Here is an 18,197-nt window from a genome sequence, read left to right as displayed (position 1 = left end):
TAAGTTTGCAAACGTTATTGCCCTTTTCCAGAAAACTCCAAAACAATAAATTAATTAATCACAATCTTTAAATTGCCTATACCTGCATTATTTTCTATAGTAACAAAATAGAACCCACTAGCTAAAGAGGACAGATTAAAAGTCATATTGTTTAATTGTTCACTAGAGTCAACAGTATAAGACTTTATAATTTCTCCAGAAATAGACACGATATCCACTAAAGATTTACCAAAATCACTTGTAGTCGTTATTTTAAAAATTCCATTTGATGGATTTGGGAATACGCGTAATTTATAATTCGCTGAATTATCAACTGCTTCAATACCCAAAGTTCCTTGTACTAATGGCGAGTTACTAAAATTAATAAGTTGCCCATCAACAACATACCTTGCATTACCCGTGTCATTACAATTATCACAGGTAGTCCCAGAAATACAATCAGGATTATCTGGATGACAATAATCTACATATCTGGTATCAAACCTATATCCAAAATCTACAGTCCCTTTGGCTATTTGAGGCGTCATATCATAAATATCTGGCGGTGAAATGGCTCCAGGACACCATCCTGATCTATTATATGCCCATTCTCCCCTCTGTCCAATACAATTATCAGGATTTGGATTACATATTTTCCACGTATTTTGGAGGGTATTCACCAAGCCATCAACATCAATAAAGTGATAAGCCTCATAAAATTCAGCAGCATTTTGAGAATTATTTGCACCCCAACCATGACCCGTAGTAGATAAACGCAGATGAGATTTTAATACATTACTATCATAGGTGTAATTATTTACAGGAATTGGCTGTAAATTTGTAGGGTTTCCAAATTCCCAAGTTCCATCCCATAATTCGTCAACTTTTGAATATAAGTATTCTGGTGTTCCTTTTTCATAATCGAAATCTAAGGATATTTGCCATCCTCCAGTTCCGAAAGTAGCAATATACATTCTCAATTGTACTTCCCCTTGAAGCAGACTTGCATAATCTGTTAAATCAATAGTATGGCTACACCCTACTCCATATGGAGTCGCATAACGAATAATTTGAATCCAGTTACCATCAGGCCCCATAATATCAATATAAGCTAGACGATCCCAATCATCGCAATTTCCTGTAGCTGACGGACATTCTACCAACATGGTTGCTATAATTTCATTATAACCACCAACATGTTGAGGTAAAGTATATGTGCCGTAATGCCATAAATCTGTTAGACCATATTCTATGACAACTTCATCCATAGTTTTTACACTTTGAGTACTTAAAACATCTGTTACTTCAATATTTTTGGTCATTGTTGTGCTCGTTCCATTAGTAGCATACGCAATGATTTTCACAGTATGAGACCCATATGAATCCGGTGTCCATAACCCAAAAAACGAACCATTTTCGCCACCTGTGGTAACGGGTACATCATTAACAGAAATTTCTACACGATCTATACTTAACACGCCTGGTTCTTCAATACTTGGTGTTACATAAATAGGGTATGCATATAATGACGGCATCTCTAGAGGATAATCTTCAGTAAGTCTTGTGGTAATAGTAGGACTATAAATACTTAGATCTACAACCTCAAATTGTAAGTAGTTTTCTGAAGCATTGTAATTTGAATCTCCTGCATGTGCTGCTTCTATGGTTACAATACCACCAGAATTACCATCTAATGTTACGGTATTGCCACTAATAGTTGCAGGTCCAGATACCACACTATAAGTTATATTGGCTAAACCCGAGCTAGATGTTGCAGAAATAGTAAAAGGATCAGCGGTAGAATATTTTTTTATTATTTGGTTTGTAAATGATATAATTTGATTTTGTTTCCCTGAACCCGTGCCATCATCATATAAATCAATTGAAGCGTTAGCAGCAACGTGAGGATGTTCACCACCTCCTGTAGTTGCATTTTCTTCTGGAGGATAATAACTAAATGCAAAACTAGTTGTAATATAATCTGGGCTTCTATCTAAGCTTTCTTGATCGACCTCAAATGGATTATCTCCTGTTGCCATTTGTCCTGAAGAATCAAGAATTTGTGCATTAGCCTGAATGATCCTTACAATTGGTGCATAACTTACACCATCTGTCATTCCACCATTTTTAGCTGTACCACCCAATGTAACATCTCTACTAACATTAGATATTGTATACGTTTTTGTAAATGTGCCATCGCTATTGTCTACGGTTTCCGTTTTAAAAAAACCATTATTTACATCTGGGTCATTTAATTTGCTCAAAGTCATCCTAACCTTATCAGAGCCACTTTGCCAGCCATGTCTAAAGGCATTCATATTAACACCATCTGGGTAAGGATATAAACTAAAAAGTATGGCATTATTTTGCCCATTTGGAACATCTCTTACCACAAATACAAACGGATCGCTAGGAATTAAGGTTCCATCTGGATGAATTTCTTCTGGTTGACCAATAAATTCAAAGCTAGCTTGACCAAAACTCATCGATGTCTGGATCAATAAAATCGTAAACAATACAGTACTAAGTAAATTTTTCAACATAAAAGTGTTCTATTAATTAATAATATTATACATAAAATGGAATACTATTTTATTAAATGAGGTTCCAAAAAATTGAAATAGACTTTTCTCTAAACCTAATTTACTATTATATTTTTAGGCTTTTTTTGAGTACAGGTTCAACAGGTATTAATTCCTCATTTAATGGATTCGTTTGTTTATTGTTTCCACAATACAGTAAACATCAATTTCATTTTATAATAATTTGATACCATAACTACATTTAATAAGTGTCAAAATTGAGTAGTACCCCCCAAAATAAAATCAACTATTTCACCTTTCTATTATAATAATTTCAACAAAAACATCTTTTTTTTTACAAGAACCAATATACTAGCTTAATCAATGTATAAAGTGCAATATGACTTAGTTACTAAATTTGGAATAACACTTATTTGTCGAATTTTAAAGTGTCCTAAAAAGAGGAAGCCTACAAATTAACAATTTAACTTATTTGATTATAATCTTTAAATTTCCTAGACCTGCATTATTTTCTATAGTTACAAAATAGAGTCCTTTTGCAAGAGATGACAAATTAAAAGTCGTATTGTTTAATTGTTCACTAGAATCTATAGCATAGGATTTTATAATTTCTCCAGAAACAGATATAATTTCCACTATAGATCTACCAAAAGTTCCTGTAGTAGTTATTTGAAAAATTCCATTTGATGGGTTTGGGTATGCGAGTAATTTATAATGCGCTGTATTATCAACTTCTTCAATACCTAAAGTTCCTTGTATTAATGGGATATTACTAAAATTAATAAGTTGTCCATCAATAACATACTGTGCAATAAAGGTATCATTGCAATCTGGACAAGTAACTTGTGAAATACAATCAGGATTATTAGGATGACAGTAATCTACATAGGTAGGATCAAATCTATATCGAAAATCAACAGTTCCTTTAGCTACCTGAGAGCTCATATCAATAATGTTTGGTGGCGCAATGGATCCCGGACACCATCCTGCTCTACTAGTTCTATATGTCCCATATTGGGCATTGCAATTATCAGGGTTAGGATAACAGTTGTTCCAAAGATCTTGAGTGTAATGTTGCACACCATTAACATCAATATAATTATTCGCACGAAAAAATTCAGCAGCATTTTGAGAATTATTACTTCCCCAACCGTGACCAGTAGTAGATAAACGCAAGTGAGAACTTAATATATTAGAATCATAGGTGTAATTTATCACAGGTGTAGATTGTAAGTTTGTAGGGTTTCCTAATTCCCAAGATCCATCCCATAATTCGTCAACTTTTGAATACAGGTATTCAGGAGTTCCTTTTTCAAAATCGAAATCTAATGATATTTGCCAACCTCCCGTTCCGTAAGTTTCAATGTACATTCTAAATTGCACCTCCCCTTGAAGCAGACTTGCATAATCTGTTAAATCAATGGTATGACTACACCCTATTTTATATGGAGTAACATAACGAATAATCTGTATCCAATTGCCATCAGGCCCCTTAACATCAACATAAGCTAAACGATCCCAATCATCACAATCTCCAGTATTTGATGGACATTCTACAATCATGTTTGCTATAATTTCATTATAACCTCCAACATGTTGTGGCATCGAATATGTACCGTAATGCCATTGACCTGTTATTTCATATTCTATTAAAACCTCATCCATAGTTTGTACATTTTGAGAGGCTATAGTATTAGTAACTTCAATATTTTTGGTCATTGTTGTGCTGGTTCCATTCGTAGCATATGATACGATTTTAATCGTATGAAATCCGTATGAGTCTGGCGTCCATAACCCAAAAAATGCACCATTTTCTCCACTTGTGGTTATAGTTTCATCGTTAACCGTAATTTCTACACGATCTATACTTAATAAGCCTGGTTCCTCAATACTCGATGTTACATAAATAGGATAGGCGTACAATGCAGGCATTTCTAAAGGATAATCTTCAGTAAGTTGGGTTGTAATACTAGGACTGTAAATACTTAAATCAACAACATCAAATTGCAGATAGTTTTCTGAGGGGTTATAATTTGCATCACCTACCTGTGTTGCTTTTATGGTTACCACACCACCACTGTTACCTTCTAATGTTACTGTATTACCACTAATAGTTGCAGGTCCAGATACCACACTATAGTTCATATCCGTTAGGCCAGAACTAGATGTTGCTGAAACGGTAAAAGGGCCAGCGGTGGAATACTTCTTAACCACCTGACTATCAAATAATATGATTTGATTTTGTTTACCAGATCCGGTATCATCAGTATATAAATCAATTGAAGCCGTAGAAATAACATGAGGTAATTTTCCACCTCCAGTGGTTTGATTTTCTTCTGGAGGATAATAACTAAATGCAAAACTAGTTGTAATATAATCTGGGCTTCTATCTAAACTTTCTTGATCGACCTCAAATGGATTGTCTCCAGTTGCCATTTGACCTGTTGAATCAAGGATTTGTGCATTGGCCTGAACAATTCTTACTACTGGAGCATAACTTAATCCAGCTGTCAAACCTCCACCTTTAGCGGTACTACCAAATGTAGCGTCTATACTAACATTAGATATTGTATACGTTTTTGTAAATGTACCATTTCCATTGTCTACGGTTTCCGTTTTGAAATAACCATTATTGATATCTTCATCATTTAAAGTAGATAACCTCATCCTAACTTTATCAGACCCACTTTGCCAACCGGGAGCAGTTGCTCCCAAGTCAACTAAAACACCTCTTGCATAAGGGTAAAGACTAAAAAGCACTTCATTATTTTGCCCATTAGGAATATCTCTTACTACAAAAACAAAAGGATCACTCGGAATTAAAGTGCCATCTGGGTGAATTTCTGCTGGTTGACCAATAATTTCAAAACTAGCTTGACCGAAAGTCATTGCTGCTTGAAATAAGAAAAGAGTAAAAAGTAACTGTTTGAATAATCTCATAATCATAATAGTGTTCAATTGATAAATAATATTACATGTATTCACAATATTTTTTATAAATAAATAATCGAAAATTAAAATTGCTTCTTTCTCAAAACAAACTTTCCATTTTACAATGATATTTATAATCTTGTTTGATTACACGTTTAATATTAATGCACTCATTTTGGGGATTCATTTGTTTATTATTTCCACATTTCAATAAACTTAAATCTTATCATTTTTTAATAGCTCTATACGTTGAGTATATTAAATAAGTGTCAAAATTGAGTAGTACCCCCCCCAAAATAAAATCAATTATTTTACTATTCTATTATAATAATATAATAAAAACACCAAAACACTTCATACAAACCAACAAACTGGATTAATCAATGCAGAAAGCGCAATATCACTTTTTTCCTAAATTGAGACTATTAATTTAAAACTTCAGAAAAAGTATTATATAAAACTTATTCCAAAAATGCGATCTACAAGAAATGGCCTTTGTAATAATTACGAATTGGCTTAGTTAGCATTTAAAAGTGAGGCGTTTGTGCTTTAGCATCTAAGAAATACTATGGCCTTCTGTTTAAAACTAAAAATAGCAGTTAAGAACCAAACACTGTTCTTAACTGCTATTTTTATAACATGGTTAGCAAATAGTAATACTATTTATTTCTTAATAAATTTAATTGTGTTTCCACTTTCAAGTTTCAAAAAATACATGCCATTCACTAAATTCGCTACCTCTATTTCAGTGTTTTCAGAAATTGTTCCTGCACCAACTTCAGTTCCAATTACATTATAGATGCTATAATTTTCTTTTCCGGTTAATCCTGAAACTTGAATAAAACCTGAAGCAGGACTTGGATACAACTTAAGGTTCCTAGCTTTGGCAAACCTGTCATCTAATCCTAGGATTGAAGCACCACCATCAAATGTAATAGCCTGATATCCAGCACCAGGAACAGAAACTGGAGTAAAAATTAACGTGGTTACAGGTTCTGTAAACTCTACAATATGATATCCTGGGTATGTAACATTTATTTGATTTACTCCGTTTGCACTTACATCTGTTACATTACGACCAAGGTTGTCTACTAGCTTAAATGGATGATTGAACTGAAGCTCTACAGGTCTCGTTGCGTATAAGTATAATTTTAAATGTTCAATAGGTTGATCAAAATTTACAGAAAGATTACTAGCCACAAAATATGGAAAACTAAAAACATCTACAGGATTACCTAAATGATGTCCTCTATAATCCCATATATTTAAATTTTTAGATTCTATTTTACTCAAATAAGTAGAGTTAGGTTGTTCTGAAAAATTAATGGTAAACGGTACTCCATCTAGCGTTCCATTACGGTTGTCAGTATAAACTGCTGCATTTTGTGCATACGATAAGCACGTTATTGCCAATACAACGATTGTTATTAGATTTTTTTTGTAAAGATTTTTCATAAATTCAAAGATTTAATGGTTAATAATAACGTTTTTAATATTTTCTAATTTTGTTTATTATAGAAAGCTATTTTTTTGTACTTGCCTCTCCTTAATTAATAAATAATTGTAAGCAGTTATTCGTATTGTATTAGCTTATCCTTTTACAAATAATTAATCCGTCCTATTTTCAAAACGGCTAAGTCATTTAAATTTTGAGTTCATCAAATAATGAAATTAATTGAGGGTTTGATGGTCTTGGAGCATCTGCATCAACAATATTACCATCTGGATCTATCAAAATAAATCTTGGGATACCACGGATTCTGTAGCCTTTTATAAAATCGCTATCCCAGTTTTTATCTGCAATTAACTGCAAACCTGTTAGCTGCTCACTTACAACCATTTTTTTCCAAGTATCGTGCTTCTTTTCTACATCGACAGAAATACTAACAAATTCAATATTCTTACCATGATATTGTTTTTCAACTTTTTTAAGCGATGGTATTTCTGCTTTACATGGCGCACACCATGTAGCCCAGACATCAATATAAACATACTTACCTTTAAAATCACTTAGAGACGTTGGTTCACCTTTATGATTGAGATAATTTGTAAACTCTGGAGAAGGTTGCCCGCGTTCTAGCTGTCCTAAAAATACAAATTTCTCATTAACCTTTTCATTATTCTTTGAAGAAGAAGACACTAAAACGAAAGCGTCATAATACTCTTTTTTATTTTCAACCTTAGCAATGTCCTGAAGCCCTATTGGACCTAATAGTCTATTTTTAATATATTCGTTTGGGATGGCTCCATAAAATTTTAGTTTATCAAAATATACATTTCCACCACTATTTTTTATGAAATCTTGCGATTTTAACTTAAAGTGTTCTGCAACTAAATTATCATAAGAGCCGCCAGTCTTATAGGCTTTTTCATCTAAATAGTCAACTTTTTCAAGTTCACTAAGAAAATTTTCTGAAACTTTAAAATCAGGTTGTTTCGTAGAATTTCGATGTAACGTTTGGTATTTAGTTAACATTAAAAGACGTAAATATTCTAATTCTCGACGTTCTTCTGCGATAAATTCATGTGGAATTCCAAGAAAACTTTCTAAATAATTATTATAACTTTTGTTAATGTCTGATACTTTTGCTTTAAATTCATTTTCATTTAAAGCGTATAAATCAGCATTTGACCCTCTTATTTTCCGAAACTGTACTCCTTTTGTCATTAAGTAATTAGAGGCATCAAGATCTGTTCCTGTTAAATTTACCGATTTTTTAAAACTTTTCATATCAGTTTTCAAATGATATTCTTCCCCTTGAACAAAGTAAAAATCCAATCTATGACGAGAATTATAGAAAATGTAATGACTAGAGCCGGTAGTAATGGTCTCTGTAAAAGATCCGTTTTCATCCAATTGAATAGGAATTGACTCGCCTGCTTTGTTAACCAGCATGAATTTTTGAGAAGGCGCATTTAATATCGTTCCAGTAAATAATATAGCCTCATTATTTTGATTCTCTAATGCTGTATTATTGTTATTTGAATTTTGTTTTTGATCAATACAAGAGCTTAAGTAAAGCATTAAAAACAATAAGTATATAGCTTTTTTCATTTTTTACATTTTTAAATTTAAATCAGTTAAAAACTGAAATTTATTCACCGAATAAAGTGTATTAAAATTTCAACAAACCTGCTTAAACGCGAAATTTAATTTACGTTATATGCTGTTTTGACTATTTTTCAAGTCGAACGCCGTCTAAACAAAACAAAGTTGGGTACACCATTTTACCTTGATCGTCAACATAGGACGAAGACATTTTAAATAATACTTTATCTACTTGCCCTAAAGACGTTAAATCCACTTTTCTCCAATCATTTAATGTGAAATTATATTCAGGATTTTCAGGGTCTACACCTTCCAATACCGCCAAATATTCCTCTACAGCACCCGTGTTGCTTCCATTCAAATAACCTTCAATCGTTAATATAACATAACCAGTAAAATAGGAATTATAAGCTTCAAGATAGGCCGCACGACCTTCGTCCTCTGTGCCTCCTGCAGCAATAACAGCTTCTTCAGCAATAATTCCTAATTCACGTCTTTTCAAAATTAAATCCCCACCAAGTCTCAAGGCATCAACATCACCTGGAGCAGGAAGTCTAAAAGTAGCGAAACGATCAGTGCTTGGATTCGGAATATTCGGGTTTTTTATTGGCTCACCATCAATCAAATAACTTTGTGTATCTGAATCTATTGTTTTAGAATACACAGACCCTACTGACGTTAAAAGGTAGTTATAACTCGTATTTGCAACTAATACATGCTCTACAACACCTGGTTTTGGCAAAGTAAAATAAGCATTATCTCCAGTAGTATTTCCTACAAGAAAATTTGCTGTTCTATTCACTCCATAGCTGTAAACACTATAAGCTGATGAATCTATAACTTGTTGCTTTTGAATTGCCGTTAGGCTTGCTGGTGCAAATTTTGGACTTGTATACCAAGGATATGAACGCAAATTCTGATTAGATAATGCGAATCCACTATGAGTGACATTGTCACCCACACCCGCATTAGCGGTAATGACTCCCGATGCCTCATCACCAGCACTAAATGGAGCATCGTAAGTTTTAAAAGTAAACCTACCTATCTCTAATTCATTAAAGGTGATGTCGTTTGGATAAGCTACTAAAAGTTCCTTATCCTCTTCTTCACAACTCATCATTAATGCTAAACTAAGTACAGCAACTATATATTTTGATTTAAATTCCATATTATTATTTTATTAACTACTCTAAATCAGTGTTTTGAGTCATTTTACTATTAAGTTCCATCTCTTGACTAGGAATAGGATAACATAAGCGATTAAAACTTATTGGTGTACCATTTCTAAAACTTTCAATCCAAAGTAAACCCGCATTATCTTTAAACCTTAAAGAAGCAAAATATTCACTTCCATTTTCTAAGAAAGTTTCCAAGAAATACTCTTTAAAGATCATATCCTTTAATTCCTGTTCATTTTGAGGATTTAAACTAGGTAATACCGGATTTGTTCTTTTAGAACGCATCTCGTTAATTGGCGCAATGGCCTCTGTTATAGAAGCTCCTGTTCTTGCTAATAATTCCGCTTTTAAAATATACAGCTCTGGATATCTAAAAAAATAGGTGTTGAATTTTAAATCTTGAGGACTGGCTTCTTGCCCAGCAAGTTTACCAAGTCTTGCTACCTTAGTGAAGGTAAATCGTTCAACCTTATCCCATAGTATAGGAGCGCGCGCTTTACCTGTTACAATATCCCATCTCGGATCTTCTGAAAACCAGTCGAATCCAGCATTTAGACCGGCATCTAATTGTTGACCAGTAAAAAGAGGTAAACGATTTGAATGACTCATAATCAATGAGAATGAATAGAAATAACTAACGTTATTAACTCGGTCTGCATTATCAGAGATATAACCAGAAAACAGGTTTTCTTCAGAATCCCATGAATCCTCATAAACCTTTGCTAAATCCGGTTGCATTGAAAAACCAGCGACACCATTATTTAATACATCATTTACCAAAGTTAATGCCTCGGCAAAATCACCTGCGCCGTCATTAAACCCGTTTCTATAAAGCAGTATTTTAGCTTTTAAAACTTTAGCAAATTGTTTTGAAACAAATTTACTACTCGTAAAAGATGGTAAATTATTAATAGCAAAATCAAGATCATCAAATATTTTCTGATAACTATCTCCCACGTTTAACCTGGCGCCTTCAATGGTCTCAGCAGTTATTGGTTTATCACGGTACAATATACCATTGGGGTTGGAATCATCGGTAGACCACCAGTGTCCATAATTCCAAAAAAGATTCATATTAGCAAATGCTCTTAAACATTTAGCCTCTGCGAGCAAAGTGGTTTTATCTTCATCCTCAATTTGTGTTTCAGATAATTGCTCTATTTTAGTAATTGCAAAATTTGCCGCGTTTAGGGTGGTATAATAGTCTAACCATCTATTTGTTATATTAGTGGTTGTTTCGTTGGATTCTGAGTAAATCATTTCATAATCCCCAGTTGACGAGAGAAAAAAACCCGATTTAGAAGCTAGAGCTGAATACAGTTTACCCGAGAATTCATCTGATTCCACTATAGTTTGATAAATACCATTAACAACAGATCGTGCTTGAATATCATTAGTTACTGCGTTCTTTTCATTTAAAATATATGTAGGTGTAATATCTAAATTGTCTTCACATGAAATCATTCCAAAACTTAGACTAATTAATGATATATAAAATATTTTTTTCATATTAAATAAATTTATTGAAAGTTAAAAACAACTCCAAGACTGTATATTTGTGCAGCAGGATAACTACTAGAATCTACAGACATTCCTGCACCAAGTCTTGAAGAAGAAAAGTTCCCTTGAGGGTCAAACCCTGGATACTTGGTAATCGTTAATAGATTTGAGGCTTGAAGCCTAACACTAATCCCTTTAACACTTGTATTCGCAAATATCTCACTAGGAAGCCTGTAACTCATATTTAGCGCATTTAGACGTAAATATGACGCATCATACAAATAGAAATCAGAAAACCTAGCATTTGGTGCCAATCCTGGTCCCATTCTTGGAAAAAGCGCATCATACGGGCTATTTAAAATCGTACTTTCTCCTGCAATTGCATTACTTTGGTTATAATGACGCGTGTTACCAATATCAGTATATGCTAAATTCCAAAACCTCTTATGGCCATAGGCATAAGTAAAATTAGCATTAACATTAAAACCTTTAATTTGATAGGATAGACCAAAACCTCCATAACCTAAAGGAGTTGAACTTCCTATATTTACACGGTCATCATTGGTTATAACCCCATCACCATCTTGATCCATAAACATAAGATCCCCCGCTGTTTCTGCCGCCAAGCTTAAATAGGTGGTTTGTCCAGTCTCAGTAGAGTGACCTCTCATAGCAAACATATCTTCTGCATTAACATAAAATCTCCCGGAAGTTTCTAATCCATACCATTGACCGGTTTCCCCGCCTTCTGTAAGTCTGATGTATGGCCCCCAAATTCCAGGAAAAAACAACTCATCAAGTGTTCCATTAATTTTTAACACATTCGTAACATTTTTAGACCAGTTAAAATTGAATGTTAATCGACTATTCGCTTTTTGAATGATGTTGTACTTAATATCAAATTCAAATCCACGATTACTTATTTTTGCAACATTGGATTTAACATCTGTAAATGAAGAACTCAACGCTACAGGTTTGTCATAAAATAATTGGTCACTAATCTTTTCATATACTCCAACGGTACCTGATAGACGATGATTAAACAGTCCAAAATCTAGGCCTATATCTAACATTTGCGTTTCCTCCCACTGTAGATTTGGATTTCCAATTGTTGATGGGACCATTGCAGGGCTATCAGCATAAATTGTAGAATTAACTAAGGTTATCCAGTCAAAATTCCCAAGATTTTGAGAACCTGTTACGCCTAAAGACGCTCTTAGCTTTAAGTAAGAAACATATTTATCAAGGTTAGTGGATTTTATAAAATTTTCTTCAGAAATTAACCATGCTGCAGCTCCAGAAGGAAAAATACCCCAACGTGTTTCTGGTCCAAAACGTGAAGAACCATCCCTACGAACTGTTCCTGAAATAATATAACGATCATCAAATTTATAATGAAAACGTGCAAATTGGGAGATCAACGCATTTTGAGAGTACTCCTCTTGCACGTCAGTAATCTCTGCTGCAGATGAGAAATTATTAAGATTATCATCATCAGGAAAGTTTTGACCTTTTATAGACATATTTCCTCTATTGCTATTCTCATAGGTATATCCTGCCAAAGCATTAATATCATGTTTTTTATTGATTACTGTATTATATGATAACGTCGCTTCGTAAACATTAAATGTTGATTTAAAACTGTACCAAGACCTGTTATTATAAGGATTATTATCGCTGGTACCTTCTATATTATATTGCAATGTTTCCGTGTCTGAGTAATTAATAGTATACGCCCCCCTTAAATTCAAACCTTTAATTATGGTATAATCCACATAAGCGGTACTATTAAATAAAACTCCTGTTCCAGCATTGGTGTTTTTATACGTAGTAAGCGGGTTTTCAGTGTAGACATCTGCTGTAAATATAGATCCATCTGGATTATATTCAGGAAGATCTGGACGTACACGTCCTAAAAGTCTCAACATAGAGTCCTTACTATCGGTAGTACGCGAACTGGCGCTTATGTTTAATCCAAACTTAAAATGTTCACTTATATTTGTATCAAAATTAAGACGACCACCGTAGGTCTCACTACTTCCTCCTTTCATTATTCCATCTGCACCATTGTAGTTGAAGGACACGAAATAAGTGTTATTGCTTGATCCTCCTCGAATTGAAGCGGTATGCTGTGAAACTAATGGACTTTGCGTCATCTCATCTTGCCAATGGATATCATTATCATAAAAAGCTCCAGGTAAAACTTTCAAATCAGAAGCATCATATTGTGTGGTATTCATATTTAAAAACGCATTTTCATCTATAACCGCAGCACTATAAGTACCAAAACCATTAGTAAGAACTGATTCCTTACTAGCAGCTATCGTAAAATTTTTGTAATCCTCGGCCCCAAAGAAATTAAAACTATTAAAATCCATAACCGTAAGCCCTGTACGTGTAGATAGTTCAATTACAGGTTTCTGATTAGACTTTCCTTTTTTGGTTGTTACCATCACGACACCATTGGCCGCTCTAGAACCATAAACAGCGGTTGCAGAAGCATCTTTTAGTATATCAACGCTTTGAACATCATCAAGGTTTAAATTACTTAAGGGATTGTCAACGCCACCACTACTGGTATCTCCGTATTGAGGCACACCATCAATAACCCATAACGGTTGGTTATTTCCAACTAATGAAGATTGCCCACGAATAATTACACTTACAGGAGACGTTGGAGAGGCCGATGCAATTTGCACATCAACTCCCGAAGCTCTTCCTTGAAGCATACCTTCAACAGTAGCTAACATTGGAGCTTCTTCAATTTCTTTAGCGGATATACTAGAAATAGAACCCGTGGCATCTTTTACGGTAGTAGTTCCGTATCCAATTACTACCACCTCATCTAAACTATCAAGGTCTGGAAGCATTTTAACATTAACAAACTCTTTAGAACTAACTACTAACTCCGTTTTTATATACCCTAAATAACTAAAAACTAACACGATATTTTCGTCGGCATTTCTTAAATTAATTGAAAAATTACCGTCAAAATCAGTAAATACTCCATTTTTTGTGTTCTTCACTAGCACACCTGCACCTGCAAGAGGCACTCCGTTTTCATCAGTAACATTACCATTTATTGTTTGTTGAAATACATTATTACTTTTTAATACTGAATCTTTCTTAGCGACCTTCTTTTTTATAATGATGGTATTTTCGTCAGAGAACTTATAATCAAAAGCTCCTTTTGACAAAGTCAAACTTAAAAGTTTATCTACTTTGATTATTCCCTTTTTTAAATTCGCCTTTGGATAATTATCAAACAAATCTCCTCTATAAACAAACATGTAATCGGTCTGGCTCTTAATCATTTCAAAGACTTCATCTACTGAAACAACCTGATTGTCTTTAATTTCAATTTCTGCATTTTGCGAAAATCCGTTTTTAGGAGACATACTAAAGACGCACACTGAAAAAAGAAAAATAAATGTTTTCATGATTTGGGGTAAAAAACTTCTCACACAAATGAGAAGCATTAATAATGTTTTTTTCATAAATTTACATTTTGGTTTTTTTAATCAAATACACTGGGGATATCACTGGCGGTGAGATGTTTAGTTTTATCCCTTTTTTATTCTATAACTATAGATTTATTTTCGATTTTATAATTCATATTATTCGTGCTTTTTATAATTTCCAGTATATACTCTATAGACTGCTGTTTACTTATAACACCTGTAAAACCTACGCTTTTTAATTCTTCATTAGCTATTACAACATCAACATCATACCATCTTGATAAAACTCTCATAATATCTTCTAAAGGCTTTTTTGTAAAACTGAATTCGCCTTTACGCCATGAAATAATATCGGCGACCTCTACTTCGTAAATTTCAAATTCATTTTTAAACTGAGATAGTCTAGACTGCTCACCAGGCCTTAGTACTCCATTAGTAACACCGTTACCAACTGCTATGCTGCCTTCCACTAAAGTGGTTAAAATCTCTGTTTCATTTTTATAGGCTTTAACATTGAACTCCGTTCCTAATACGGTTATAAGCTGATCATTTGTTTTTACTGAAAAAGCATCTCCATTATGCTTGGTACTTTTTGAAACTTCAAAATAGGCTTCTCCATAAACCAACTGAATTTCCCTTGGATTTCCTTTAATAAAGCTCACAGGGTATTTTAACTTTGAATCTGAATTAAGCCACACTTTTGTGCCGTCTGATAATTCAACAACAAACTGCCCCCCTCTAGGAACGGTTAAATAATTATAAACCAGCTCGTCTTCTGATTTTCCTGATTTATTATAAACTACAGATTTACCATTGCTTTTTAGCTTAGCAGACTCATAGGTAGTTTCTTTTTCTAGCGCAATATGGCTTCCATCCTCCAAAGTTAAAGTTGCCTTATCTGATCCGCTTTGAATAGTATTATTAGTTACTACAGCATTAGCCGTTTTATTATATTGTAATTTGTATACAAAACCTAAAGCTATAGACGCTATTAAACATGCGGCTGCTACATATTTAAACATAGATTTCTTATAAAAAGGAATCGTTTTAACCGGGCGATCTTCTTGGATTGACTCCAGAATATTAATAAGCATTTTATTTTTTATCTGACTTTCCGACCCTAACTCTTCAACCCACTCATTGTTCTCCTGAAAACTTTCATAATAGTTTACAAGCATTTTAACTTCTTCAATCGAAATTTTGCCATCTAGATATTTCTCAATCAAGGCTTGAAAATCTTGATTTGTATATTGGTTATGTTTCATAAAATCTACCAGTATGTTACTTTATATTAACTAAGTGTCAAAACTAAGCTGTACCCCCCAAAAAAAAATCATTTTTTTTTCACTTTCTTTGAAAATAATATCACAAAAAAAAGAGGAGCACACCATTTAAACTAATGAATGAGTAAAATCAGTAAATAAAACGCAATGTTGTTTTACTGTACGAAAGAAATGGAAATTTATAAATTTAGAAAAAGTGCAACAAATAAAACCTGCCCTAAAGAAGTACGTAGTACGCGAAGTGCGTTTGTAATATGATTCTCTACTGTTTTAACAGTAATATCTAATTGTTCGGCTATTTCTTTATGACTTAGCTGCTCATGTCTACTGAGTTGATAGACCTTCTTGCACTTTTCCGGCAAACTTTCAACCACAAGATTAACATAGTCTTTAAGCTCACTATGTATCAATTTAGTTTCTGGGTTCGTATAATGTATGCGCTCATTTAATTGTTCAAATAACTCAACGCGTATCTTTTTATTGGCTCTAAATTCAGCAAAAACTTTATATCTCACACATGCATAAAGATAGCTTTTAAGAGACACTTTAATTTGAAGGCTTTTACGTTTATTCCAAAGATCAATAAACACATCTTGAATAATTTCTTCGCAAACCTCTTTATCTTTTAATAAATTATAAGAAGAAATATACAGCACTTTCCAATAGTTATTATATAATAAAGTCAAGGCTTTTTTGTCATCAACCTTCAATCGCTCTATTATTTCATTATCGGATTTACACATAATTTATAAGAAAATTTAATCTACAACCTTAAAGTATTAAATTAAAGTTAAAGTTTGAGCAATATATTAAATAAATTGATAATGATAAAACTAGAGGAAATAAATAAAAATGAAAGGTTGATTTTTACTAATTCAATAAGTTGAAAGGCAAATTTCACTAATCACAATAAAAAAAACATTTATTTTCTCTTAAAACAAAGAATTCTTCACACAACACTAAAAAACGACCTAGAGCAACTCAAAATAGTTGAAAAACTCGGAAAACATACCCATTATATAATCCGGAGTTTACAACAACAAAGACCTGTGTTAATCGTTTATTAGAAACTGCTAAAAAGCGCAAAGTTTTTGCTCATTGGTTGTAAATAAAGGTTAAGGCATCTGGCTCACTCAACTCCAATAAACAAAAAACACACAAAATTAGCTTAAACAGAAAGACTCCAAATCTTAATTTCATTTTCAACAATCTATATGCTGTTTCACTAAATAATATGAATGTTTTTTTTTGGTTTATTCATATTATTATTACAGATATAGAAAAATAATTGAGTTTTCCCTAGGGGGTCTTACACAATTTTGACACTTAATACATATACGCTAATTTTTTAATCAAAAACTTTTTTTATGAAAACAAAATTAACATTACTCTTATTTGTATTCGTTTATATGAATATAGATGCACAATGTACAGGCAATGTAAACATACCTGACGCAAACTTTAAAGCTGCTTTGCTAGCCGATACTGCGATAAATACAACTGATGATGGCGAAATTTCTTGTGACGAAGCTACTGCTTTTACAGGTAGGATCACCGTTTCTAACAAGTCAATTACTGACTTAACAGGGATAGAAGCTTTTACAAACTTAACAGAGTTAAATTGTTATAATAATATGTTAACAAGTATAGATGTTTCTAAAAATACGGCATTAACATATTTGTCTTTTTCAAATAATAATGTAACTAGTTTAGATGTTTCGCAAAACCCTTTATTAGAAACTTTATCTTTTTCTTCTAATAGTGTAGCTAGTTTAGATGTTTCTAATAATACAGCGTTAGCTACTTTAACTTGTGGCACTATGAGTTTAACTAGTGTAGATGTTTCTAATAATACAGCATTTATTAATTTAACTTGTCATACTAATCAATTAACGAGTTTAGATGTTTCTAATAATACAGCGTTAGCTACTTTAACTTGTGGCACTATGAGTTTAACTAGTTTAGATGTTTCTAATAATACAGCGTTAGCTACTTTAACTTGTGGCACTATGAGTTTAACTAGTTTAGATGTTGCTAATAATACAGCATTAACTAAATTAGATATTGTAGAAAATAATATATCATCTATAGATGTTTCTGCTCATCCAGTATTAAAATATTTATATTGTGACAACAATAATATAACTAGTCTAGATGTTTCTAACAACCCAGCATTAGTATATTTTTATTGTAACAATAATCAATTAGCAAGTTTAGATGTTTCTAATAACCCAGCTATATATTCATTAAAATGTAACTTTAATAATTTATTC

The 18,197-nt window shown here is 32.8% G+C and carries 10 protein-coding genes; 1 reads left to right on the top strand and 9 read right to left on the bottom strand.

From position 1 onward, the window contains the following. Window positions 1-50: 50 nt before the first annotated feature. The 9 genes from F6U93_RS08940 to F6U93_RS08900 form a co-directional block, all read right to left on the bottom strand. The gene (locus F6U93_RS08940; protein ID WP_150938966.1) at window positions 51-2,522 is read right to left on the bottom strand and encodes a T9SS type A sorting domain-containing protein; all 2,472 of its coding nucleotides are present in this window, start codon (window positions 2,520-2,522) and stop codon (window positions 51-53) included. Between the two features lie 468 nt (window positions 2,523-2,990). After that, window positions 2,991-5,462 carry a T9SS type A sorting domain-containing protein gene (locus tag F6U93_RS08935; RefSeq protein WP_191963487.1) on the bottom strand — a complete coding sequence of 824 codons (2,472 nt, stop codon included), beginning with the start codon at window positions 5,460-5,462 and terminating at the stop codon, window positions 2,991-2,993. A gap of 654 nt (window positions 5,463-6,116) precedes the next feature. Next, entirely contained in the window at window positions 6,117-6,866 is a 750-nt protein-coding gene (locus F6U93_RS08930) for a T9SS type A sorting domain-containing protein (protein ID WP_191963486.1), read from the bottom strand. Window positions 6,867-7,095: 229 nt separating this feature from the next. Further along, window positions 7,096-8,508: a TlpA family protein disulfide reductase gene (locus F6U93_RS08925; protein ID WP_150938960.1), complete on the bottom strand. Its 1,413-nt coding sequence runs from the start codon at window positions 8,506-8,508 to the stop codon at window positions 7,096-7,098. A 121-nt stretch (window positions 8,509-8,629) separates the two neighbouring features. Continuing rightward, on the bottom strand, window positions 8,630-9,670 hold the full coding sequence (locus F6U93_RS08920) for a DUF4465 domain-containing protein (RefSeq protein ID WP_150938958.1): 1,041 nt from the start codon (window positions 9,668-9,670) through the stop codon (window positions 8,630-8,632). Window positions 9,671-9,686: 16 nt separating this feature from the next. Then, window positions 9,687-11,189 carry a RagB/SusD family nutrient uptake outer membrane protein gene (locus F6U93_RS08915; protein WP_150938956.1) on the bottom strand — a complete coding sequence of 501 codons (1,503 nt, stop codon included), beginning with the start codon at window positions 11,187-11,189 and terminating at the stop codon, window positions 9,687-9,689. Between the two features lie 11 nt (window positions 11,190-11,200). Continuing rightward, on the bottom strand, window positions 11,201-14,620 hold the full coding sequence (locus F6U93_RS08910; RefSeq protein ID WP_225312628.1) for a SusC/RagA family TonB-linked outer membrane protein: 3,420 nt from the start codon (window positions 14,618-14,620) through the stop codon (window positions 11,201-11,203). 134 nt (window positions 14,621-14,754) lie between these two features. Beyond that, the gene (locus tag F6U93_RS08905) at window positions 14,755-15,906 is read right to left on the bottom strand and encodes a FecR family protein (RefSeq protein ID WP_150938952.1); all 1,152 of its coding nucleotides are present in this window, start codon (window positions 15,904-15,906) and stop codon (window positions 14,755-14,757) included. Between the two features lie 197 nt (window positions 15,907-16,103). Continuing rightward, window positions 16,104-16,667 carry an RNA polymerase sigma-70 factor gene (locus tag F6U93_RS08900; protein ID WP_150938950.1) on the bottom strand — a complete coding sequence of 188 codons (564 nt, stop codon included), beginning with the start codon at window positions 16,665-16,667 and terminating at the stop codon, window positions 16,104-16,106. Window positions 16,668-17,291: 624 nt separating this feature from the next. Here F6U93_RS08900 and F6U93_RS14655 point away from each other — a divergent pair. Beyond that, on the top strand, window positions 17,292-18,197 hold a 906-nt coding region (locus tag F6U93_RS14655), incomplete at its 3' end, for a leucine-rich repeat domain-containing protein (protein WP_191963485.1).

The organism is Pseudotamlana haliotis, from assembly GCF_008806375.1.
GTDB lineage: Bacteria > Bacteroidota > Bacteroidia > Flavobacteriales > Flavobacteriaceae > Pseudotamlana > Pseudotamlana haliotis.
This window is presented reverse-complemented; position numbering and strand designations above follow the sequence as displayed.

Excerpts from the sequence above, each read along its gene's own strand:
- F6U93_RS08940 (WP_150938966.1), bottom strand. The coding sequence starts at position 2,522 with ATGTTGAAAAATTTACTTAGTACTGTATTGTTTACGATTTTATTGATC.
- F6U93_RS08935 (WP_191963487.1), bottom strand. The coding sequence starts at position 5,462 with ATGAGATTATTCAAACAGTTACTTTTTACTCTTTTCTTATTTCAAGCA.
- F6U93_RS08925 (WP_150938960.1), bottom strand. The coding sequence starts at position 8,508 with ATGAAAAAAGCTATATACTTATTGTTTTTAATGCTTTACTTAAGCTCT.
- F6U93_RS08920 (WP_150938958.1), bottom strand. The coding sequence starts at position 9,670 with ATGGAATTTAAATCAAAATATATAGTTGCTGTACTTAGTTTAGCATTA.
- F6U93_RS08915 (WP_150938956.1), bottom strand. The coding sequence starts at position 11,189 with ATGAAAAAAATATTTTATATATCATTAATTAGTCTAAGTTTTGGAATG.
- F6U93_RS08910 (WP_225312628.1), bottom strand. The coding sequence starts at position 14,620 with ATGAAAACATTTATTTTTCTTTTTTCAGTGTGCGTCTTTAGTATGTCT.
- F6U93_RS08905 (WP_150938952.1), bottom strand. The coding sequence starts at position 15,906 with ATGAAACATAACCAATATACAAATCAAGATTTTCAAGCCTTGATTGAG.
- F6U93_RS08900 (WP_150938950.1), bottom strand. The coding sequence starts at position 16,667 with ATGTGTAAATCCGATAATGAAATAATAGAGCGATTGAAGGTTGATGAC.